Source organism: Labrenzia sp. ATLA3 (assembly GCF_057180185.1).
On record NZ_JBXUKV010000012.1, the window covers coordinates 13,476 to 34,621 of the forward strand.

The window sequence follows — 21,146 nt, forward strand, 5'->3', positions numbered from 1 at the left end:
GTTAGCTATAACGGCGCCACGAAACGTATGCCGAACTTGCGAATAAATTGACCGCTATCGGTATGAAGGAAACTGAGCACAACATATCAAAGAAGATAAGCAGCAGCAGCTTCAAAGCCGCATTTTTCAAGATATGCATGGACGAATGTGACTGCACCGCGCTCAGTCAGCTTAGTGTCTTAATTGATGCGCTAAATTACAGACCTATAGTCTCGTAATTCTGCGATGGTTTTTGGAAGTCCCTGTTTCTCTAAGGTATCAAGGTAATCGTCGGCAGACTTTGTCGGATTTTTAAGGCGCGCTCTGCAACGTTGAGCAGATATGACGACACCTGGTGTGTTTAGTCCGAATTGATGAAAAAGAAACTCGTCAGGATGCAATATCTCAATATTGAACTGAGCAATATATTCTTTTGGGAAGTCCTTTAGATTGAATGTGATGATTGAATCGCATTTGGCCTGTATTGCGGCGGCTAATACGTGCGCATCATTTGGATCTGGCAACGTCAATCCGGCGCATAAATTTTGGTAGTTTTCTACCGTGCTATCCGGAACGGCCCGTTTCATGAGCGTTTTGGTTCGTTCTAGTTGCTCTAGCTTAAGATCATTTCTATTCGCTAAAACATTTTGTATCCATTCAGCATGGATTTGATCTGTCCATTTTGCGCGGAACATTCCAGCACCCGCTGCGAGTTCCATCAAAAAATCTCGCAGCGGTGCCGGATATAGAACGCATGCGTCCAAAAGTACGGTGTATCGGGATTTGTTAATAGCCCATCCCCAATTCCTGAGATTGCGCTGCTAGCTCTTCCATCACCCGCCTACGTTCTTCTTCTTTCTCCCGACGATAGGCTTCTAGATCACTAAATTTTACACGACGGTGTGTACCAACCATATTGAACCTTATCTTGCCCTCTTCGAGCAATTTGATCAGGAAAGGCCTAGACACGCTTAGATGATCGGCAGCCTCTTGGGTCGTTAGTTCCGCATGTACTGGTATGAGCGTAACAGCATTGCCTTGGGCCATTTCTGTAACAAGATGGTACAAAAGATCTCCCACCGCCTTTGGCAAGCGCAACATCTCCCCGCCATCCACTTGGACACGCAACTCCACACCCTCGTGCTTAGTGCGCGAAAGATAACGGCTAACCTCTGCAGCCAATTCCGCATCGTCGGCCGATGGCAATATCGGTCGTTCAAGTAGCTGTGTCATGGTAGTTCCCTCGTTGCGTTTCACATATATCACCCCGATTCACCAATCGCAATAATCGAAATAACCGCAATAAATAAATGATAATTTAATTTGAAAGTTCCAAGTCGAAAAACGAAATCCGATTTGAACAAAAAGTGAAATATCACCGGAAATGATAACCACATCAAATGTGGCAACCTTCTGCATAATATCTCGGGAAACCGGCTACCTGCCTCTGACCTCACCAATCTCCAGCCATCACGCACCCCATGTGTCGCTGAGCTTGTAGCCGCCCGGCCAGGGGTCGCTTGGGTCGAGCATGTGTTGGTGAATGCCGGTGATCCAGCCGCGGCCGGAAATTTCCGGAACAATTCCGGGCCGGTCTCCCGCCATCTGTTCCGATACGATCCGGCCAGTGAAGGTGGATCCGATGATGGAAACGGCTTCAAAGGTGTCGCCGATTTTCATCTGGCCTCTGGCCGCCATCAGCGCCATGCGGGCGGAAACAGCTGTGCCCGTGGGCGAGCGGTCGACCTTGCCCGGCTGGATGGCAACCGCGGACCGGCCGGTGAGGCCGGTTGGGGTGTTGGACAGAGGGCCGCAAAAGGCACAGAAGGAGATGTGGTTCCAGTCGGCGTTTTCCGGGTGGGAAAAGCCGAGCTGTTCGTTGGCCGCGTTGGTGATGCGCACCCCCAGGCGGGCAATGTCCTTGGCCTCGTCTTCAACGATGCTGAACCCGAGCGCCTCCGCATCGACAACCACGAAACTGTCACCACCATAGGCCGTATCGACCGTCAGCGTGCCGAGGCCTTCGACCTCCAGCGGCACCGACAGCTTGTCGGCGAAGCTGGTGACATTCTGGACAAAGATGCGCTCCGCCTTGCCGTTACGACATTCGGCTCTCACCCGCACAAGCCCGCCGGGCGCTTCCAGAACCAGTTCCGTGATCGGCTCGATCATCGGCACAATGCCGCCGTCGAGCAACACGGTGGAGACGCAGATGGAGTTGGAACCGGACATGGGCGGCGTGTCTTCCGGTTCCATGATGATGAAAGCGGCATCCGCCTCCGGATGCCTGGGCGGCACAAGCAGGTTCACATGGCGGAAGACGCCGCCGCGCGGTTCGTTCAGAACGAAACTGCGCAAGGTCTGGTCCCTGGCAATGAAGCTGCGTTGCTCCCAGAGCGTTTCGCCTGGTGGTGGCGCGACACCGCCGACGATCACATCACCGACCTCACCTTCTGCGTGGCAGGAAATCACATGGATGGTCTTGCTGCTGCGCATGGGTCTGCCTTCCACTGAGCCGGCTCAGGAATAGCGGGCAACGGGTTCGCCAAGAGTATCGAAAATTGGCGCGATGCCGAGACCCGGCAGGTCGGAGGCGGTCATGCGGCCGTTGACGCGCTTCGGTGCACCTTCCGCGATATCGACGGTGCCGTAGCTGTTGAAGTCCGTTGCCGAGAAGGTGAATTCCGATGGGGTCGAGCGGGCCAGATGGGCAATCGCCGCCGTGACGATGTCTCCACCCCAGGTATCCTCAATGGTCATCGGAATGCCGTGGGCAATGCAGAGATCGCGCATGAGCTTGGCCTTGGTGAGGCCACCGACCTTGGAAATCTTCAGGTTGATGCAGTCCATCGCGTCTCCTGCAATGCCGCGCACCAGCGTGTTGGGCCCGTCGATCACCTCGTCCAGAATGAAGGGCAAGGCCGTCCGTCGGCGGATGGAAACGCTTTCCTCATAAGTGAGGCAAGGTTGCTCGATATAGACATCGAGCGAAGACACCGCCCCGACAACACGTGCAGCTTCATGCCGGGTCCAGCCGGTATTGGCATCGGCCACCAGGAGATCTGATTTCTTCAAGACGGCGCGTGTGGCGTGGATGCGGTCGATATCGTCATTGGCATCGCCGCCAACCTTCAGCTGGAACTTGGTGTAGCCTTCCGCGGCATAACCTTCGATCTTCTTCGCCATGATCTCCGGGGCTTCCTGGCTGATCGCCCGGTAAAGCACAACGTCGTCCTGCGCCGCGCCGCCAAGCAGAGTGTAGAGCGGCTGACCTGTCGCCTTGCCGAGCAGGTCCCAGCAAGCGATATCGATCGGTGCCTTGGCATAGGGATGACCGCGCAGGGCAGCATCCATCACCCTGTTGATCTCGCCGATATTGAGCGGGTCCTTGCCAATCAGGTGGGGCGCCAGTTCCTGCAGCCCCGACCGCACGCCAAGCGCGTAGCTCGGCAGATAGGCCGAGCCGAGCGGGCAGCACTCCGCATAGCCCTTGAGGCCTTCGTCGGTTTCGATCTCGACAACGGTGCTGTCGAACACCTCCACGAAATTGCCGTTGGACCAGTTGTAACGCCCTTCTTTCAGCGGAAGATCGACCTGAAAGACGTTGATGCCCGTGATTTTCATGAAGTTCCTCCTTGAAAGGGCCTTACAGGCGTATCCCCGAGCGGTAAGGGTCCGCCGGATTGAAAATCAGCCTGGCATCGGACGTAACGTAGGCCTGTCCGGTAATGGTGGGAATAACGCCGCCGCCCGGACCGGGCTGGTAGCTCATTTTGTAGGTGCTGCCGATGACGCTTTCCTGCACGTAGTCCTGGCCCGGGGCCAGTGCACCATCGGCGGCAAGGCAGGCAAGCTTGGCCGAACAGCCGGTGCCACAGGGCGAGCGGTCATAAGCACCGCCCGGACACAGCACGAAGTTGCGGCTTTGCGCCGCCGGATCTTCTGCGGGACCGAAGAGTTCGATATGGTCGATCCAGGCACCGTCCTTGCCGGTCACACCGACCTTTTCCAGCGCAGTTCGGATTTTCAGGGTCAGATCCGTCAGCGGACGGATGTTCGTGCCCGTCAGGGCAATCGGGGTCTTCTTGACGAGGAAGAACCAGTTGCCTCCCCAGGCGACGTCGCCCGTGACCGGCCCCACCCCTTCCACCTCGACCGTGACATCCTTCGCCAGCCGGTAACTCTCGACGTTGACCACGGATACCGTGTTGGCGTCGATCAGGTCGATCTCGACCACGCCGACCGGCGTTTCAAACTTGTGCCGTCCAGGATCGATCCGCCCGAGATGGGCCAGGGTCACGCCAAGGCCGATTGTGGCGTGGCCGCACATGCCGAGGTTCTGCAGGTTGTTGAAGTAGATCACGCCGGCAGCACAGGCCGGTTCGGAAGGCGGCACCAGCAGAGCCCCGATGATGGCATCGTGACCACGCGGTTCCAGAACGACAGAGGCACAGAAATCGAGATGTTTCGCCTCCAGGCGGGCCGCCCGCTCCGCCAGCGTTCCGGATCCAAGATCCGGGCCGCCGTCGAGCACGACACGGGTCGGCTCACCCGCAGTATGGCTGTCGATTACGCGCATTCGGCAATCACGCCCCCTTTCGTGCTCCAGTCGGCGTACCAGGACCTGAACAGCTTGTACTGTGCTTCGGCATAATTGCGCTGCGCATCACTGAGAGCATCAGTTTCGTTGAAGTGCAGCCGGTATTCGTCTTCACCGTTCAGCACCATCAGGTGCTTGTAGTAGAGCACAAGGTCCGGACCTTCATCGAAGCTGGAGAGAACGGCCAGAGCTTCTTCCAGTTCCTGCGCCCGTAGGCGCGCGTCCGCGTGCCCTTCGGCAGCCTTTTCGCAAAGCGCCACAAGTTGCAGAACCTCCTTCGGAAGGGCATTTCCGATGCCGGTGATCGCACCAGTGGCACCGCAATTGACGAAGCCATGGTAGACAGCGGTGTCGACACCGACCATCAACGTCACCTGATCGTCCTGTGAGGTGATGTTTTCAGCCGCATAGCGCAGATCTGCCAGGCCGCCGAACTCCTTGAAACCGACCAGGTTCGGGAATTCGCCGCGCAGATCGAAGAAGAGATCCGCGCGGGTGGCAAATCCATAGTAGGGGCTGTTGTAGATCACCGCGGGCAGGCTCGGGACCGCTTTCAGAAGAGCGCTGAAGTGGTGGCGCTGCGCGGAAATGGAACTGCCACGGGACAAAACGCGCGGGATAAGCATCAGGCCACGCGCCCCGACCTTTGCCGCATGGACGGCGTGGGCAACGGCGCATCTGGTGTTGACGGCGCCAGTTCCAACGACAACCGGAACGCCGGCCTTCACCAGGCGTTCAACGCCTTCCATGCGCTGTTCATCCGTCAGGAGCGGCCAGTCGCCCATGGAGCCGCAATAGACAACGGCCGACATGCCGGCCTCTATCAACTCCTTGCCCTTCTTCACGAGAGAATCGAAATCCGGCGACCGGTCGGCCTTGCACGGGGTCATCAGCGCGGGCATGCATCCGGAAAAGACATTGGACGTCATCATTCACTCCTGAATAGGCCAGACCTGACGGCGAATTCCCGCACCAGAGGTCTGGCGGTAAGATCTAGTTGCGCCGTGCCGGCGCATGTTGGCAAGAAATTTTCGGCTGTTCCCTGTTTCCCGCTTCAGGTTGACCAAAGACCGAACCCGGTAGCCGATCAAGTTTGGCTACCTTGATTTGATGTCCCCCTGACGTCCAATTCCCCCCAACGCATCCTTGACGGGCAGCACGACACTCTTTTCGGTGTCAGGGCCATTCCCGACCCTGAAACGTACCCAGGCAACTCTCAACACCGCAGACCTTGAACATCGGCCGTCTTTTTCAGTTTGCTGAATGGCACCTCTTCGGAAGACCTGGCGCGCCATGCCACGCACCGGCGAGAAACAGTATCGCGAACCGTTTCCTTTGCTTGCGATCAACGACATCACTCATTGATAGGTCAAATTGGATCCAATATTCAATATATAATATTGAAAATCATTTTCGCTTCACCAATCGGGGCCCATCCCGTAAAACGTGGCCTCAAGGAGATGTGGTCCTATGAAACTGAAAACGATGGATATTTCCGCGACCGCCTCGGCGTCGTCGATTGTGTTCGACGCCCTGCGGAAAGCCATTATCGAGGGCCAGCTCGAAGAAGGGGAACCTCTCCGGCAGGATGAGATCGCTCGCCTGTTCAACACCAGCCGCATTCCCGTGCGCGAGGCGATTTCGCGGCTGGAGGAACAGGGGCTCGTCAAGACACAGCGCTACAAGGGCGCGGTGGTCGCGGGTCTTTCACCGAAGGAAACAGCGGAAGTCTTCGACCTCAGGGCCCTGGTGGAACCGGAAATCATCCGCAATGCCGTGCCGCTGATGTCAAAGGAGCTTCTGGATGATGCGCGAGTGAAATGTGCAGCCTTCTCCTCGGCCACCGACCCGATGACCTACGGCGACCTCAACCGTGATTTTCATGAAACGCTCTACAGCGCCAGCGACCTGAAATTCTTCCAGGAGATCGCCAACAACGCGATTGACCGGGTGGAACGGCAAATCCGGGCTCAGCTGGTCATGTCCAATGGCATGGAGCGGGCAGGACGCGAACATTTCGCCATCCTGGAAGCCTGTGAAAGAGGCGACGCGGACCTCGCCTCAAGGCTCATCCGGGAGCATATTCACGGCGCCAAGGCTTCGCTCCTGAAGCATCTGCCGAAGGCATGAACTGGTCAGGGTCCCGTTCAAACGGGACTGATGGACTGTACGGTGCCGGTTTCATCGATGACGCAAACCGCCTGCCCGCCGTCGAAGGTCAGATTCACCTGATAGGCGGTCTCGCCCGAAGGCATGGAACTGACGGGCAGAACATTGCCACCGGCGACTTTCAGCTCTTCAGCAGTCTTCGAAGCACACAGAAGCTGCAGATCCGTCGGCGCGGTTTCGCCCGACGAGCGCACCGCACCGGCGGTCGGGGCCTGATTGGAACTGGTGTTGCAGCCCGCAACCACGGAAAGACCGAGCCCCGCAGCAAGAAGGGCGGCACATTTCCTTGATACAATCTCGTTCATTCCACTCGTCTCCCCACCCATCACCGGCAGATCTCACACGCCCTTGTAAAGCGCCGCCCCCTGCATCAACACAATCACCTTCGCGCCGACTTCCACGCGGCTGTAGAGATCCGCAACATCCTCATTGTTGAGGCGGATACAGCCGGACGAAATGTTGAGACCGATCGTCCAGGGCTGATTGGTGCCGTGGATACGATAGATGGAATCCTTGTTGCCGATATAGAGATACATCGCGCGGGCACCGAGCGGATTGTCCGGTCCGCCCGGCATCCCACCCGCCCATTTGGCGGATTCCGGATCACGGGCAATCATTTCGGGCGGCGGTGTCCATGTCGGCCACTCCTGCATGCGGCCAATCTTGACGATACCGGCCCAGCCGAAGCCGTCGCGGCCAACACCAATGCCATAGCGGATCGCCTGGAAGTTGGGTTGGACCAGATACAGGAAGTGCCGGTCGCCATCGATGATGATGGTGCCGGGCTTTTCCGCCGTGCGGAAGGTAACAACCTGTCGCCGGAACTCCTCAGGCGACTGGCCGTGCCGGTTGTAGAATTTTGCCGCCGCGCGCGGCGTGTAATCCACCCACTTGCGTGTCGTCGGATCATAGATTTGCGTCTGGAACGATTGCGCCAACGCCACCCCGGCATAAGCCAGCACGACAACGGCTGGCAGCCAGCCCAGGACGGCGCGAAATGCGCTCGGCAGCTTGATCATTTGGTCCACTCCCCGATCCTGTCCGCATTCGCGGCAATCCAGTCCCTCGCAACCTCTTCGGCAGGCTTGCCTTCAACGACGACAGCATAGCTCATTCCGGTCACATCCTCCGGCGTCAGCTCCATTTTCGACAGGAAGGAAGCCACGTCCGGCATGCCGCTTTCCAGAGTGGTTGCAAAGGCGATCTTGAAACTGGAGGCATCCCAGGCGGTGTCGGCATGAGACTTTGCCAGCCAGTCGTTGTCCTTGGCCCGGGTGACGATTGTCCAGCGCGCAGGGTCATACGCCGGTTCCTCAAGCGTCACGACGTCATGAAGCTCAAAAACATGATGCGGGCCATAACAGTAGAAGACCATGGGTTTGCCGAAGGAGACCGCCGCATCGACGGCCGCCATGGCGACATCTTCCGGCATTTCCAAAAGCGCCATGGTCTGGTCGTAGCCATAGGAATGCGCGCGAATTCTCTCGATCTCCGTCGACGACCAGCTTGGCGCGCCAATCCAGATCTCGCCCTTGCCGTCACCGTCGCTGTCGAATTGCGCCGCCATCTCCGGCTTTGCGAGATCGGCAACCGCCTTGATGCCGGTTTGCTCGACCGTTGCCTGTGTCGCGCAGATATTCTGCGTGGCTGCTACGCTGTTAGGACTGAGAGACAGAACATGTTTTTCCTCGCTCAGCCTGGTCGCCATCGCCGACAGGTTCGGAAACCAGACTTCCGGGTGAACCTGGATTTCGCCCCTGCCGATATCGGCAAGAATTGTCAGCGTCCCGCGCTCGCGCAGTTCCGTTTCAAGACCGAGACGCTCATTCAGAACATCGTGGATGATATGGGCCGTGACCTGCGCCGACGGCCAGGCAGGCACACCGATGACGACGGCATCAGCCTTGACCGGAGTGGCGGCGGCAACCGCCAGAAACGAGGACATGAGTATTGAACGCCACACAGCCATCACTCCCTGCGCACGTGGATCTCTACCATAAACACCGGGACAAATCTTACGCAACGGCAAATAGCAAAGACAATTTATTCCCCAGCCTCCGCTGCAACGCGGGAGTTCGCAGATATGGCCTCAGTCAAGCAGAACGTCTTCCCGGTAATCAGGCAGCCAGCAGGGCCAATCCAGCTCGCTTTCGATCCTGTAGCGCAGGGCATCGGCGGCATCCGGTTCGCCGTGGGTGATGAAAGTCATTTTCGGCGGCCGCGTGAAATTGCCGAGCCACCGCAGGATCTCATCCGCATCCGCATGGGCCGAGAGCATGTGCAGATTGCCGACCTCTGCACGGATCGGCACGTCGGACCCGTGGATTCTGACGCTCGTGGCACCGGACGTTATCTTCGCACCGCGCGTCCCGGCTGCCTGAAAGCCCGCAAACAGGATCATGTTGCGATGGTCGGGCGCGTAATGTTTCAAATGATGCAGCACACGGCCACCGGTCGCCATACCGCTGGCCGAGACAATCACCTTGGGCATGCGGTTCCGGTCGAGATCCTTGGATTCCTCGACATCCGCAACGTAATGCGCCGCTCCGTTCGACCAGTCGCATTCTTCCGCTGTCAACCGATGGTCGTCCGGGTGTTTGCCGTAGACGTTGGAGGCATTAACCGCCATCGGACTGTCGAGAAAGACCGGAAGATCCGGAATTCGCCCCGCCTTCTTGAGGCTCTGGATGTGGAACAGCAGCGATTGCGCCCGGCCAACGGCGAAGGACGGAATGACGACCGTGCCCCCGTGCCGGGCGGTCTTTGTGATGGCCTCGGCCAGAATATCCTCGGCATCCAGCTTTTCATGCCGCCGGTTGCCATAGGTGGATTCGACCAGCAGATAATCTGCCTCGCGAATGGGTGACGGATCGAACATCGTCGCATTGCCGTAGCGCCCAAGGTCCCCGGAAAAAACAATCCGCGTTCCGCCCCAGGTCAGTTCAACGATGGCCGCTCCCAGGATATGCCCGGCCTTGCGGAAGGAAACGCTGAAGGCGTCAAGCATGTCGTGCGCTTCATTGAATGCCACCGGCCGGAACCGGTCCAGCGACTTTTCCGCATCCTTTTTCGTGTAAAGCGGCAGGGCCGGGCGATGCTTGGAGAACCCGTGCCTGTTGGCGAACTCCGCATCCTTTTCCTGCAAAAACCCGCTGTCGGGCAGAAGGATCGCACACAGGTCCCGTGTTGCCTGGGTACAGACGACCGGCCCCTTGAAGCCGTTGCGAACCAGCAGCGGCAGATAACCGGAATGATCCAGATGGGCGTGCGTCAGGATGACCGCGTCAATTGTTTTCGGGTCGACGGGCAGCGGCGCCCAGTTCTTGAGCCGCAACTGCTTGTAGCCCTGGAACAGGCCGCAATCGACCAGCACGCGGACACCGTCCTTTTCGAGCAGATACTTTGAGCCCGTAACGGTGCCAACACCGCCCAGAAAAGTCAGTTTCACGCTCATTGTGCTGCATTCTCCCCATCGTTCGCGAAAGGTTCAGGTTCAACGCCTCACCTGCCCGCGCAGTTCGGGAAGGGCAGTTTGAATTCAGGCATGAAATCAGAAACTTGCGCAAGTGTCCCTTTGTCACGGAGATCACGCGATATCGCAGCGCAGCAGTTTTTTGCCTGTTGAAGACCACCAGATCTGGCCGGAAATTTCCGCCTGAGCGAACGAGCACATTGAAAAATGCTGCATTGCAACATATCTTAGTCATCTGATGCACCGACAGGCCGTGAATGGTTTACCGCCGATCGCCGCTGACAAGCGGCCGGGCATCTAACTCAAGCAAAAAACATCATGAGGAAACGTTTCGGGGTGGGACCAAACTTCGTGGAAAGGAACACGGACCTTGAAACAGACCGTTTCACACAGCCCTTCAAGGGCGCGCAGGACACGCGTAAACCTGGCACTCCAGGGTGGCGGTGCCCATGGCGCCTTCACCTGGGGCGTCCTGGACCGTCTCCTGGAGGAAGAGACACTTCAGATCAACGCCCTTTCGGGCACCTCGGCCGGCGCAATGAATGCGGCGGCGCTTCTGACCGGCCTTGAGAAAGGCGGACATGAGGAGGCACGCGCAGCACTGGCAGGCTTCTGGAAAACGGTTTCCAAGCGCAGCCGGTTTACCCCCTTCAACATGACGACATCCAGGGCAGTGCTCGGTGGATTGGGGATCGATTTCGAAAAACTGCCGTTTCTGTTCGGCGCAGGCATGTCATTCCTGTCGCCCTACGATCTCAACCCGGCAGGCTTCAATCCCTTGCGGGAAATCATCGAAGAAACCATCGACATCGAAGCGATCGCCCACTCCGAAATTGCGCTGCATGTCACGGCAACTCACGTCGGTTCGGGTGAAGCACGCATCTTTTCCAACGACTCCATCAGCGCCGACGTTCTTCTGGCCTCCGCCTGCCTCCCTTCCCTCTTCCACGCGGTCGAGATCGATGGCGAGCACTACTGGGACGGCGGCTATACCGGCAATCCCAGCCTGATGCCTCTCGTGCTGGAATCGGGGCATGCCGACCTGCTGCTGGTGCAGACCAGCCCGACCGAACGCGTCGCCCTGCCACAGGATGCCCGGCAGATCGCCGCGCGTGAAAAGGAGATTTCCTTCAATGCGCCCTTGATCAAGGAATTGCGGCTTCTGGCTGAACTGCAGCACCAGGCCGGCACAAAAGCGCCGTCCGTCCGGCCGGGTTTCCTGCCGAGCCTGACCGGACGTACAGCAAGTGCGGGACGATCCGGCTCCACGGGTGAAGCCGACCGCCCCACAAGCTCCATCGCCGATCTGCGGGTCCACCGCATTGCCGGTGCCGTCATGAATAGCCACAGCGACCAGTCGAAGCTCAACTCCACCTGGCCTTTTCTGGAGCAATTGCGCGAGGAAGGCCGCAGTGCGGCCGACGAGTTCCTGCAACACCATGGCGCGCAACTCGGGCGGCGGTCTACCCTGGACCTCAGCCAATGGCTGCAACGACCGGATGCCGCTCCTCTGCGAAAGGCAAAGGCCTCCTGAAGCGCTCCTCCTGAACGGTCAGCGTGGCAGCAGGCCGTTCAGGATGAGCTGAATCGTGTGGTTGAGATAAGTCCGAATATCCGACACGCCAGTGATCACGTCAGGCGCCCTGGGGCGGAACAGCCGGGCCGCGATGAGGACATCCAGAAGATATTTCGCCGTGTCCCGGGAAGACTGGGTCACGATCCGGCCCTTCTCGACTTCCTCCTCCACCCAAGCCGTCACCACGTCATGCAGTTCGCTGCCGCAGGCCCTTCTCAAAAGCACGCCCAGCTCCTCGTTGGCGACGGCCTCCACATAGAACAGGCGCATTTCGGCAGCTTGCTGAAGATGTTTTTCGTCGCTCTGGTCAACCTTGAAAAGCGCCTTGAGGGCCTCTTCAAGCGTCTCGGCCTCTCGCCCCGCCGGAATATCAAGGAGGTTGGCGCGGTGGCGCATGGCAAGTTCCGCGAACAGTTCGATTTTCGAGGGAAACAGCTCGTAGAGTGTTCGCTTCGAGATACCGGTGTTCTTGGCGACCAGCGCCATGGTGGTGCCGTTGTAGGAATGTTTCTGGAACGTGCTGAAAGCAATCTCGACGACACGCGCTTTCAGCGTTGCCTCGTCGTGAACCTTCTGGCGTCCACGCTGCCGCTGTTCAGCGCCATCGTCCTGGCACGCCGGACAGGTTTCCGTTGCTACGTCTGTATTTCCTGAAGAGCTCATCATGTCTCCTCCCCTCAATACGCACAAATACCGAATTTCGATTGACTAGGGAACCTCTGACATAATATTGGTACCCAAGAGTTTTCTAATGCTCCTCAGCATTTGCGACCAACGAGGTTCCTCCCGGAAATGACGTGTATCCCTCTCGGTTCGAGCACTGCGTTCCTGTGCTCAGCGAAGAAGCCGTTTCGTGCTTTTCTTTTCGCCTTTCTGATGTCCTCCAGCCTGGCGTCCGGTGGTGCTCAAGCCCAGCAGATGGGAGGTGCCGCGCCCAAGCCGGAAGTCGGTGTCGTTGAGCTGCAACCGGAATCGGTGGCAATCACCGCCAAGCTGTCAGGCAGGATTGCAGCCTCCCTGGATGCGGAAGTCCGTCCGGAGGTTGGCGGCATCATCAAGGAGCGGCTGTTCAAGGAAGGCACGGAGGTAAGCGCCGGGGACGTGCTCTACCGGATCGAGGACGATCTCTACAAGGCAGCGCACGACAGCGCCCTGGCCGCCCTTCAAAGAGCGGAAGCCGCCCTGCCGAGCGCCCGGACCAAGGTCGAACGTTACGAGGAACTGATCACGCAGAACGCGGTCGCCAAGCAGGAGCTGGATGACGCCAAGGCGGCCCTTGCCCAGGCGAAAGCAGACATTGCCTCGGCGAAAGCCAGCGTGCAAACCGCAAGGATCAATCTCGACAACACCGTGATCAAGGCACCGATTTCAGGCCGCGTCGAAGCGTCGACGCTGAATGTCGGCGCCTTGGTGACCGCCAGCCAGCCGGCGCCACTGACCATTATCCGCCAGCTTGATCCGATCAATGTCGACGTCACCCAGTCGAGCACCAACCTGTTGAAGTTGCGCAAGGCTGTGCGCGAAGGCCGCATCAAGCTGTCCGGTGAAAACGTACGGGTGCGTCTGCTGCTGGAGACGGGTGAAGAATACTCGGAAACCGGCAAGCTGGAATTCTCGGAAGCGCACGTGGACCCAACCACGGGCACCTATACGCTGCGTGCTGAGTTCCCGAACCCCGACCGGCTTCTCCTGCCGGGCATGTACGTTCAGGCGATTGTCGAGGAGGGCATCGCCCAGAACTCCTTCCTGGTGCCGCAGCGCGCGGTGTCGCGCAATGCCAGGGGCGAACCGACAGCCCTGTTTCTCACCCAGGACGGCAAGGTGGAAGAACGCGTCCTCAGGGTGGAAGGCGATATTGGCAACAACTGGCTGGTCAACGAGGGCATCTCGCAGGGAGACAAGGTCATCGTTGAAGGATCGCTGTTCGTGCGGGCAGGCCAGGAAGCCACCGGCACTCTGGTGACCATTGACGAAGCAACCGGGGAGGTGGAAAGCCGCGGTGAGGCGGTGAAAAACACGGGTGAGACTTCCGACTGATGTCAGCTTTCTTCATCGACAGGCCGATTTTCGCCTGGGTTATCGCCATTGTCACCATGCTGGCAGGCGCACTGGCCATCACCACCCTTTCCGTTTCACAATATCCGCAGATCGCGCCGACCACGGTCAACATCAGCGCCAACTATCCCGGTGCCGATGCAGCGACGGTTGAAAACTCGATTACCAAGGTGATCGAGCAGGGCATGTCCGGAATCGACTATCTGGACTACATGACCGCAACCTCGTCGAACACCGGTTCGGCCCAGATCTCGCTGACATTCTCGTCCAAGGCCGATCCGGACGTTGCCCAGATGCAGGTGCAGAACAAGCTGCAGCTCGTCTCCAGCCAGCTCCCGCAGATCGTGCAGAACACCGGCATCACCGTCACCAAGTCGACCTCCGGCTTCCTGATGGTGCTTGGCTTCGTTTCGACCGACGGACGCCTGACCTCCACCGACATTGCCGACTATGTCGACAACACGCTGAACGACACGCTGAAACGTGTCGAGGGTGTCGGGGAAACCCGGCTGTTCGGTTCCGGCTATGCCATGCGCATCTGGCTCGATCCGACGAAACTGCTGAAATACAACCTGATGCCGAGCGATGTCAGCTCCGCCATTCAGGCCCAGAACACCCAGGTTTCCGCCGGTCAGCTCGGCGGCCTTCCTCAGGTCGAAGGTCAGCAGCTCAACGCCACCATCACAGCCTCCAGCCGCCTGCAGACGGCCCAGCAGTTCCGCGACATCATTCTGAAAAGCTCCGAAGACGGCTCGGTGGTCCGCCTCAACGATGTGGCCCGGGTGGAAGTCGCCAACGAAAGCTACAGCACCTCGGCTTTCTACAACGGCATGCCGGCCTCCGGCCTTGCCGTCTCGCTCGCGACCGGCGCCAACGCCATCGATACCGCCGAGAGGGTGCGCGACACCATCGACAGGCTGTCCTCGACGCTGCCCGCCGGGGTCGAGGTGGTTTACCCCTATGACACCACCCCCTTCGTGAAGCTCTCCATCGAGAAGGTGGTTCACACGCTGCTGGAAGCGGTCGTGCTGGTGTTCCTGGTGATGTATCTCTTTCTCCAGAACCTGCGCGCGACCATCATTCCGACACTCGCCGTGCCGGTGGTTCTGCTGGGCACCTTCGGGGTGCTCGCCCTGTTCGGTTATTCGATCAACACATTGACGATGTTCGCCATGGTGCTTGCCATCGGGCTATTGGTGGACGACGCCATCGTCGTGGTGGAAAACGTCGAACGCGTGATGGCCGAGGAAGGCCTGCCCCCTCGCGAGGCCACCCGCAAATCCATGAAGGAAATCACCGGCGCGCTGATCGGCATTGCGGTGGTGCTGTCCGCCGTGTTCGTGCCGATGGCATTTTTTGGCGGGTCGGTCGGTATCATCTACCGGCAGTTCTCGATCACCATCGTCTCGGCCATGGTGCTGTCGGTCTTCGTTGCCCTCATCCTGACGCCTGCGCTCTGTGCGACCATCCTGAAAAAGGGCGATCACGGTCATAGCCGTGGCCCCTTCGCCTGGTTCAACAAGGGTTTTGATGCCAGTGCAAACGGGTATCGCGCAGCCAATGGCGGCATCCTGAAACGCGGCAAGCGCTTTCTCGTATTGTTCATCGCCATTGGCGTTGCCATGGGCTGGATGTTCAACCGCCTGCCGAGCTCCTTCCTGCCGCAGGAAGACCAGGGCATTCTGATTGCCATGGTCAACCTGCCCGTGGGCGCCACCCAGGGCCGGACACTGAGCGTACTCGACAAGGTGCGCACCCACTTCATGGAAAACGAACCGGACGCGGTCGACAGCGTCTTCACGGTCGCCGGCTTCGGTTTCGGCGGTCAGGGCCAGAACGTCGGCCTTGCCTTCGTCCGCATGAAGGACTTCACCGAGCGTGAAGACCCGAGACTTGCCGCCCAGGCCGTCGCCGGGCGCGCCATGGGGGCCTTCTCGCAGCTCAAGGACGCTCGCGTGTTCGCGCTTGCCCCGCCTGCCATTCAGGGCATGGGCAACACCAACGGCTTTTCCTTCTACTTGCAGGACATCAACGGCGCCGGTCATGAGCGGCTGATGGAAGTTCGCAACCAGCTTCTGGGCATGGCCGCCCAGTCCGGCAAACTGGCGGCGACACGGCCCAACGGCCAGGAAGACCAGCCGCAGTTCAAGGTCGACATCGACACGCAAAAGGCACGCCTGCTGGACCTCGGCATCCCCGACATCAACAACACCTTGTCGATTGCCTGGGGCTCCGACTACGTCAACGACTTCATGGACCGCGGCCGCATCAAGCCTGTCTACGTTCAGGCCGATGCTCCGTTCCGCATGCAGCCGTCCGACCTGAACCTGTGGCACGTTCGCAATTCCAATGGCGACATGGTGCCCTTCAACGCCTTCGCGTCCTCGCGCTGGGCCTATGGCTCACCAAGGCTTGAGCGCTTCAACGGCGCGTCCGCGGTGGAACTGCAGGGCCAGGCGGCTCCCGGCGTCAGTTCGGGCGATGCCATGGCGGAAGTCGATGCACTTGTTTCCCAGCTCCCGACAGGCTTCATTCACCAATGGACCGGCCTGTCCTATCAGGAACGGCTATCGGGTGATCAGGCCGCGTCGCTTTACGCGATCTCGATCCTGATCGTGTTTCTGTGCCTTGCCGCGCTCTATGAAAGCTGGTCGATCCCCTTCGCGGTGATGCTGTCGGTGCCCATCGGTATCTTCGGCGCATTGGCCGCAGCGCTCATCTTCGGGCAGACCAACGACGTCTACTTCAAGGTCGGCCTGCTGACGACCATCGGGCTGGCGGCGAAGAACGCCATCCTGATCGTGGAGTTCGCCATCGAACGTCAACGCCAGGGCAAGGACCTGCTGGAGGCAACGCTTGATGCCGCCCGTCAGCGGCTCCGGCCAATCCTGATGACGTCCTTCGCCTTCATTCTGGGCGTGACGCCGCTTGCACTCGCCACGGGTGCAGGCTCGGGCGCGCAGAACTCCATCGGCATCGGCGTCATGGGCGGCATGATCTCCTCCACCTTGCTCGGCATCTTCTTCGTGCCGCTTCTCTTCGTCACCGTCCGGCGCATCTTCAGCCGCAAACAGACGAACGAAGCCGCTCCCGATACGACAGGCAGCACAGCCCATTGAGAGAGTTTCCATGACCCTTTTCAAACCTGATACCGGCCCTGCCTGCGCCGCCCCCTCTCAACGCCGCAAGACCTGGCGGCGGCTCGGTGCGGGCCTGATGGCGGCAACACTGCTGAGCGCCTGTTCCGTCGGCCCCGATTACCAGCGGCCGGACGTCTCCGTCCCCGCCAAGTGGCGCAATACCACCAGCGAAACACCCGCGTCCGTGCCTCAGCTTGCCAACTGGTGGACACAGCTGGGCGATGCACAGCTCAACAGCCTGATTGCGCTTGCGGTTCAGAAAAACCTGGACGTCCGCACCGCCAAGGCCAAGGTGCGCGAAGCGCGGGCCAGCTACAAGCAGGCCTCCGCCTCGCTTTTTCCCAGCCTCGACGGCGCGGCCGGACTGAACCGGTCCAAATCGAGCGGGTCGGACAGTGTCAACACGCTGTGGAACGGCGGCTTCGATGCGGCCTGGGAGATCGACATCTTCGGCGCCAATCGCCGGGCGCGGGAAGCTGCCAAATACGGTCTCGACGCTGCCGAGGAAGAGCTGAGGGCAAGCCTCCTGACCCTGATCGGCGACCTTGCCACAAACTATGTCGAAGCCCGTGGTCTCCAGCAGCGGGTGAAACTGGCGCAGGACACTGCAAGGTCGCAACATTCCTCGGCCAACCTCATTCGCAAGCGGTTCCAGGCAGGCTCGTCCTCCGGTCTCGACGTTGCCAATGCGGAAGGCCAGGCAGCATCGACCGAGTCCAATATTCCGGCCCTGAAGACGGCTCTCGCCGCCTCCATGCACCGCTTGAGCGTCCTGACCGGTCAGCAGCCAACCGCCCTCACCGACCAGTTGTTGAAAAGCAGCCGTATTCCCACACCGAAGCTGCCGATCCCTGTCGGTATTCCGGCAAGCATCCTGCTGACGCGCCCGGACGTACGCCTGGCAGAACGCAAGCTTGCGGAATCGACGGCGAAGATCGGACAGGCGACGGCAGCGCGCTATCCCTCCGTCAGCCTGACCGGTTCCATCGGTACGGCGGCGGCCGATTTCGGCGATCTCGGCAAGAATTCGTCGATCAGCTGGGCCTTTGGCCCATCTCTCTCCGTGCCGATCTTCAATGCCGGCAAACTGGCGGCAGGCGTGGAGATTGCCGAAGCCCAGCGCGACCAGTATTTCCTCGCCTATCAGGCTTCGGTGCTGACAGCGCTGGAAGACGTCGAAAACGCACTTGTCGGCCTTACGCAGGAACGCAAACGGGTCGCCAGCCAGGCGCGCGCAGCAGCGAACTTCAAGTCGGCGGCGGAACTGTCCAGATCGCTCTATCAGACCGGTGCGGCCAGCTTCCTTGACGCTCTCGACGCGGAACGCTCGACCTACTCTGCCCAGGACACGCTCATCCAGAGCCGTGTCCGCCTGACCACCTATTACATCGCCCTGCAAAAAGCACTCGGCGGCGGCTGGACCGGCAAGGTGGAAACCGACAAGCCGGAAGTGGTCGACAAGAACACCGGCCCGCATCTGTCCGTGGCTTATTGAGGGTGCGCTGATAATTCCGATCTTTGTCGAACAGACATCGGAGGAAAGGCCTTTCGGCCAAATTCGAAACAACCAGGACTGAGCAAGGGCCAACCGCCCCTGCTCAGTCCTTTTTGCTTTTGAACGCCTTCAGCAAATCGGCGACCAGCGGGTTGGGGAAACGCCGATGCAGCGTAACGGCGAAGAACTCCTCCTTGAGCCCTTCCAGCCTGCCCAGTTCGATAAGCCGCCCGGAGGCCAGTTCGTCTCTGACGACGATCGGCGGAATGACGGCAAGCCCCGCATGCGCACGGGCAAGCAGGCGGATCATCGCCATGTCATCGGCTTCCGCGGCAACTTTCGGGGAAAGACCCAGTTGCTCCACCATCGCGTCGAAAGAGGCCCGCAGGGCCGACTCCGGTGTCGGCAGGATCAACGGCTGGGACGACAGCAGCTCCGGCATCGGCCGCCCGACAAGTCCGGACGCGGTCGCCGGACCGACCAGGCTGACCGGCTGCTCGGACAGCCCATGCACCAGATAGGGGCTGGATGCATCGCGGGCCGGCACAAGGTTTGTCAGAACGACATCAATCGCCAGCGCTTCCAATGCCCGCAAAAGGTCTCCCTGCGCTCCAGAGCGAAGCACCACTTCGACATCCGAACGCCCGATCAGGGGTTCGATAAAACCGATCTGAAAGTTTCGCGACAGCGTTGCAAGGGAGCCGACCCGCAAAGCCCTGCGCTCTGTGCCGGTGTTGCGGAGCGTCGCCGTGAGGTCATCCGCGGTGCGGAAGATCGCTTCCGCGTGATCAAGGGCGATCCGGCCAGCCTCCGTCAGCACGAGACCTCTGCCGCGCCGTTCGAACAGGTCGTGACCAAGGGCGGCTTCCAGCGTCTTTATCTGCGAGGAAAGCGCCGATTGCGAGAGGTTCAGCACCCGGGCCGCGCCCGTCAACGTTCCATCCCGCGCAACTGCCCGGAAAAGCCGAAGATGATGAAGGTTCAGCACGACAATACTTTCAAAAAATAGAACGATTTCGACGATAATATGTAATTTTTTGCAAGAAAGCGAGACGGTATACCCACGACGTCTTTCAGCGCCCGTGAGGTTCCCATGTCGCACCTGTTTCCCCTGCCCCTTCTGGCCCCGATGCTTCTGCTGGCCTCTGCTGCCCTGTCGACAGTGCGTCCCGGCCGCCGCCCGGGGTCCTATCCCAAGGTCTCGGAAGCAAGCGCATTCATCGCCTTTCTGATTGCACTCGCGGGCCTTGCGCAGCTTCTGATTTTCGGAGCATCCGAGGCGGTCCTGTTCGAGGGCCCGTTCGCGCTTGCCGTCAAGCTCGATGCGATCAGCGTGACGATGACGCTGCTGGTGGCTTTCATCGGCTGGGTGGTGATGCGCTATTCCCGGACCTACCTCGACGGCGAAGCGCGCGAGGGCACTTTCCACGGCTTGATGCTCAGCGCCCTGGCAGCTGTCCTGATGGTTGTCCAGTCGGGCAGCCTACTGGTGTTGCTGCTGGGGTTTGTGGGGATCGGTCTTTGCTTGCGCAGGCTCTTGCTGTTCTACCCGCAGCGCGCCGCCGCCCAACGGGCGGCAACCAAGTTCGCGCTTGTCTGGCATGCGGGAGATGTGTCCCTGCTGCTGGCCGCTGGACTTTTGATGCTCAGCGCCGGTTCGACCCAGATCGGGCAGCTCTCTGAAATCGTCGGCACCCACCTGTCACTGACCGAGCACCTGGCCGTCACCTTTCTGGTGCTGGCAGCCGCTCTCAAGACCGCCGCCTTCCCCCTGCACGGATGGCTGACAGAGGTCATGGAAGCACCAACCCCGGTTTCCGCCCTTCTTCACGCCGGCATCATCAATGCCGGCGGGTTCCTGCTGATCAGAACGGCCGATCTGGTTCAGGCCAGTCCCGGCGCCATGGGCGCGCTCGTCGCACTCGGCGGCCTCACCGCACTCTTCGGGGCCGTGGTGATGCTGACCCAGAGCGCGGTGAAGACTGCCCTTGCCTGGTCCACCATTTCCCAGATGGGTTTCATGCTGCTGCAATGTGGCCTCGGCCTTTGGCCGCTGGCGCTGCTGCACGTGGTGGCGCATTCCCTCTACAAGGCGCACGCTTTTCTCTCCTCAGGCGGCGCCGTTCTGGCGGTTGCCAAATTGCGGCGGCCCGGCCCCATCGCGGTCCCGAGCGTTGCCAACGTTCTGCGGTCGTTCGCAATCGCCCTTTTCCTTTATGCGGTTGTTTCCGTCGCCTTCTCGATGGTCGCCGGACCAAAGACCCCTCAGGCGCTTGCCATCGGAGCGATGCTGATCTTCGGCGTGGCCTATCTGGTCGCCCAGGGCCTTGCAGACGCAGCCCCCACCGATCTGACGTACCGCACGTCGTTGTCTGCCATCGTCGTTGCCTTTGCCTATTTCGGCTTCCAGCAAGTCGCCAACCTGCTGTGGGGCGCAGCCCTGCCGAAGGCGCCGGTCGCCGGTCCGCTTGAATGGGCACTGATCGTGCTGGCGGTTCTTTCCTTCGGCGTCGTCGCCGTGGCCCAGACGCTGTTTCCTCTCTGGTCCCATCACCCGTCCACGTCCGGCTTGCGCATTCACATCGCCAACGGGCTCTACCTCAACGCGCTCCTGGACCGCTTCATCGGCGGATACCGGGTTGCGAAATCCAAGTAAGACG

18 protein-coding genes and 1 pseudogene are annotated in these 21,146 nt (G+C 59.9%); 7 read left to right on the top strand and 12 right to left on the bottom strand.

The window, feature by feature from the left end:
• Window positions 1–23 precede the first annotated feature (23 nt).
• Window positions 24–218 (top strand): annotated as a pseudogene (locus AC2A6O_RS27180) (DUF6471 domain-containing protein); the annotation flags it as partial.
• Here AC2A6O_RS27180 and AC2A6O_RS27185 read toward each other — a convergent pair.
• The 6 genes from AC2A6O_RS27185 to AC2A6O_RS27210 form a co-directional block, all read right to left on the bottom strand.
• Window positions 192–743, bottom strand: coding sequence for a PIN domain-containing protein (locus tag AC2A6O_RS27185; RefSeq protein WP_498931838.1), 552 nt, complete (start codon window positions 741–743; stop codon window positions 192–194). The pseudogene AC2A6O_RS27180 and the gene AC2A6O_RS27185 overlap by 27 nt on opposite strands.
• Before the next feature lie 22 nt (window positions 744–765).
• A complete protein-coding gene (locus AC2A6O_RS27190; protein WP_498931840.1) occupies window positions 766–1,212 on the bottom strand; it encodes an excisionase family DNA-binding protein in 447 nt (148 codons plus the stop codon).
• Between the two features lie 237 nt (window positions 1,213–1,449).
• Window positions 1,450–2,475, bottom strand: coding sequence for a trans-3-hydroxy-L-proline dehydratase (locus AC2A6O_RS27195; protein WP_498931842.1), 1,026 nt, complete (start codon window positions 2,473–2,475; stop codon window positions 1,450–1,452).
• 24 nt (window positions 2,476–2,499) lie between these two features.
• Window positions 2,500–3,603: a cis-3-hydroxy-L-proline dehydratase gene (locus AC2A6O_RS27200; protein WP_498931844.1), complete on the bottom strand. Its 1,104-nt coding sequence runs from the start codon at window positions 3,601–3,603 to the stop codon at window positions 2,500–2,502.
• 22 nt (window positions 3,604–3,625) lie between these two features.
• On the bottom strand, window positions 3,626–4,558 hold the full coding sequence (locus AC2A6O_RS27205; protein WP_498931846.1) for a 4-hydroxyproline epimerase: 933 nt from the start codon (window positions 4,556–4,558) through the stop codon (window positions 3,626–3,628).
• On the bottom strand, window positions 4,549–5,508 hold the full coding sequence (locus AC2A6O_RS27210) for a dihydrodipicolinate synthase family protein (RefSeq protein ID WP_498931943.1): 960 nt from the start codon (window positions 5,506–5,508) through the stop codon (window positions 4,549–4,551). The genes AC2A6O_RS27205 and AC2A6O_RS27210 overlap by 10 nt, the downstream gene beginning before the upstream one ends.
• 541 nt (window positions 5,509–6,049) lie before the next feature.
• Here AC2A6O_RS27210 and AC2A6O_RS27215 point away from each other — a divergent pair.
• Window positions 6,050–6,709, top strand: a complete 660-nt coding sequence (locus tag AC2A6O_RS27215; RefSeq protein ID WP_498931848.1) for a GntR family transcriptional regulator — start codon at window positions 6,050–6,052, stop codon at window positions 6,707–6,709.
• Between the two features lie 17 nt (window positions 6,710–6,726).
• Here AC2A6O_RS27215 and AC2A6O_RS27220 read toward each other — a convergent pair whose 3' ends face one another.
• From AC2A6O_RS27220 to AC2A6O_RS27235, 4 genes are all read right to left on the bottom strand, one after another.
• Window positions 6,727–7,053 carry a hypothetical protein gene (locus AC2A6O_RS27220; RefSeq protein WP_148583163.1) on the bottom strand — a complete coding sequence of 109 codons (327 nt, stop codon included), beginning with the start codon at window positions 7,051–7,053 and terminating at the stop codon, window positions 6,727–6,729.
• Window positions 7,054–7,086: 33 nt separating this feature from the next.
• On the bottom strand, window positions 7,087–7,767 hold the full coding sequence (locus tag AC2A6O_RS27225) for a L,D-transpeptidase (RefSeq protein ID WP_498931850.1): 681 nt from the start codon (window positions 7,765–7,767) through the stop codon (window positions 7,087–7,089).
• Window positions 7,764–8,693, bottom strand: coding sequence for an ABC transporter substrate-binding protein (locus AC2A6O_RS27230; RefSeq protein ID WP_498931852.1), 930 nt, complete (start codon window positions 8,691–8,693; stop codon window positions 7,764–7,766). Before AC2A6O_RS27230 ends, AC2A6O_RS27225 begins: the two co-directional genes overlap by 4 nt.
• 144 nt (window positions 8,694–8,837) lie before the next feature.
• Window positions 8,838–10,202 carry an MBL fold metallo-hydrolase gene (locus tag AC2A6O_RS27235; RefSeq protein ID WP_498931854.1) on the bottom strand — a complete coding sequence of 455 codons (1,365 nt, stop codon included), beginning with the start codon at window positions 10,200–10,202 and terminating at the stop codon, window positions 8,838–8,840.
• Window positions 10,203–10,590: 388 nt separating this feature from the next.
• On the opposite strand from AC2A6O_RS27235, the gene AC2A6O_RS27240 reads away from it, so the two are divergent.
• Window positions 10,591–11,754: a patatin-like phospholipase family protein gene (locus tag AC2A6O_RS27240; RefSeq protein ID WP_498931856.1), complete on the top strand. Its 1,164-nt coding sequence runs from the start codon at window positions 10,591–10,593 to the stop codon at window positions 11,752–11,754.
• Between the two features lie 18 nt (window positions 11,755–11,772).
• Here the strand turns inward: AC2A6O_RS27240 and AC2A6O_RS27245 are convergent, their stop codons facing one another.
• Entirely contained in the window at window positions 11,773–12,462 is a 690-nt protein-coding gene (locus tag AC2A6O_RS27245) for a TetR/AcrR family transcriptional regulator (protein WP_498931858.1), read from the bottom strand.
• A 210-nt stretch (window positions 12,463–12,672) separates the two neighbouring features.
• Here AC2A6O_RS27245 and AC2A6O_RS27250 point away from each other — a divergent pair, with 210 nt between their 5' ends.
• The 3 genes from AC2A6O_RS27250 to AC2A6O_RS27260 are packed head-to-tail and all read left to right on the top strand — an operon-like array spanning window position 12,673 to window position 18,486.
• The gene (locus AC2A6O_RS27250; RefSeq protein ID WP_498931860.1) at window positions 12,673–13,833 is read left to right on the top strand and encodes an efflux RND transporter periplasmic adaptor subunit; all 1,161 of its coding nucleotides are present in this window, start codon (window positions 12,673–12,675) and stop codon (window positions 13,831–13,833) included.
• Window positions 13,833–16,970: an efflux RND transporter permease subunit gene (locus AC2A6O_RS27255; protein ID WP_148583157.1), complete on the top strand. Its 3,138-nt coding sequence runs from the start codon at window positions 13,833–13,835 to the stop codon at window positions 16,968–16,970. Before AC2A6O_RS27250 ends, AC2A6O_RS27255 begins: the two co-directional genes overlap by 1 nt.
• A gap of 10 nt (window positions 16,971–16,980) precedes the next feature.
• A complete protein-coding gene (locus AC2A6O_RS27260) occupies window positions 16,981–18,486 on the top strand; it encodes an efflux transporter outer membrane subunit (protein ID WP_498931862.1) in 1,506 nt (501 codons plus the stop codon).
• 103 nt (window positions 18,487–18,589) lie between these two features.
• Here AC2A6O_RS27260 and AC2A6O_RS27265 read toward each other — a convergent pair whose 3' ends face one another.
• Window positions 18,590–19,480: a LysR family transcriptional regulator gene (locus AC2A6O_RS27265; protein ID WP_498931945.1), complete on the bottom strand. Its 891-nt coding sequence runs from the start codon at window positions 19,478–19,480 to the stop codon at window positions 18,590–18,592.
• Between the two features lie 99 nt (window positions 19,481–19,579).
• Here AC2A6O_RS27265 and AC2A6O_RS27270 point away from each other — a divergent pair, with 99 nt between their 5' ends.
• Window positions 19,580–21,142, top strand: coding sequence for a proton-conducting transporter transmembrane domain-containing protein (locus tag AC2A6O_RS27270; RefSeq protein ID WP_498931864.1), 1,563 nt, complete (start codon window positions 19,580–19,582; stop codon window positions 21,140–21,142).
• The last annotated feature ends 4 nt before the right edge of the window (window positions 21,143–21,146 follow it).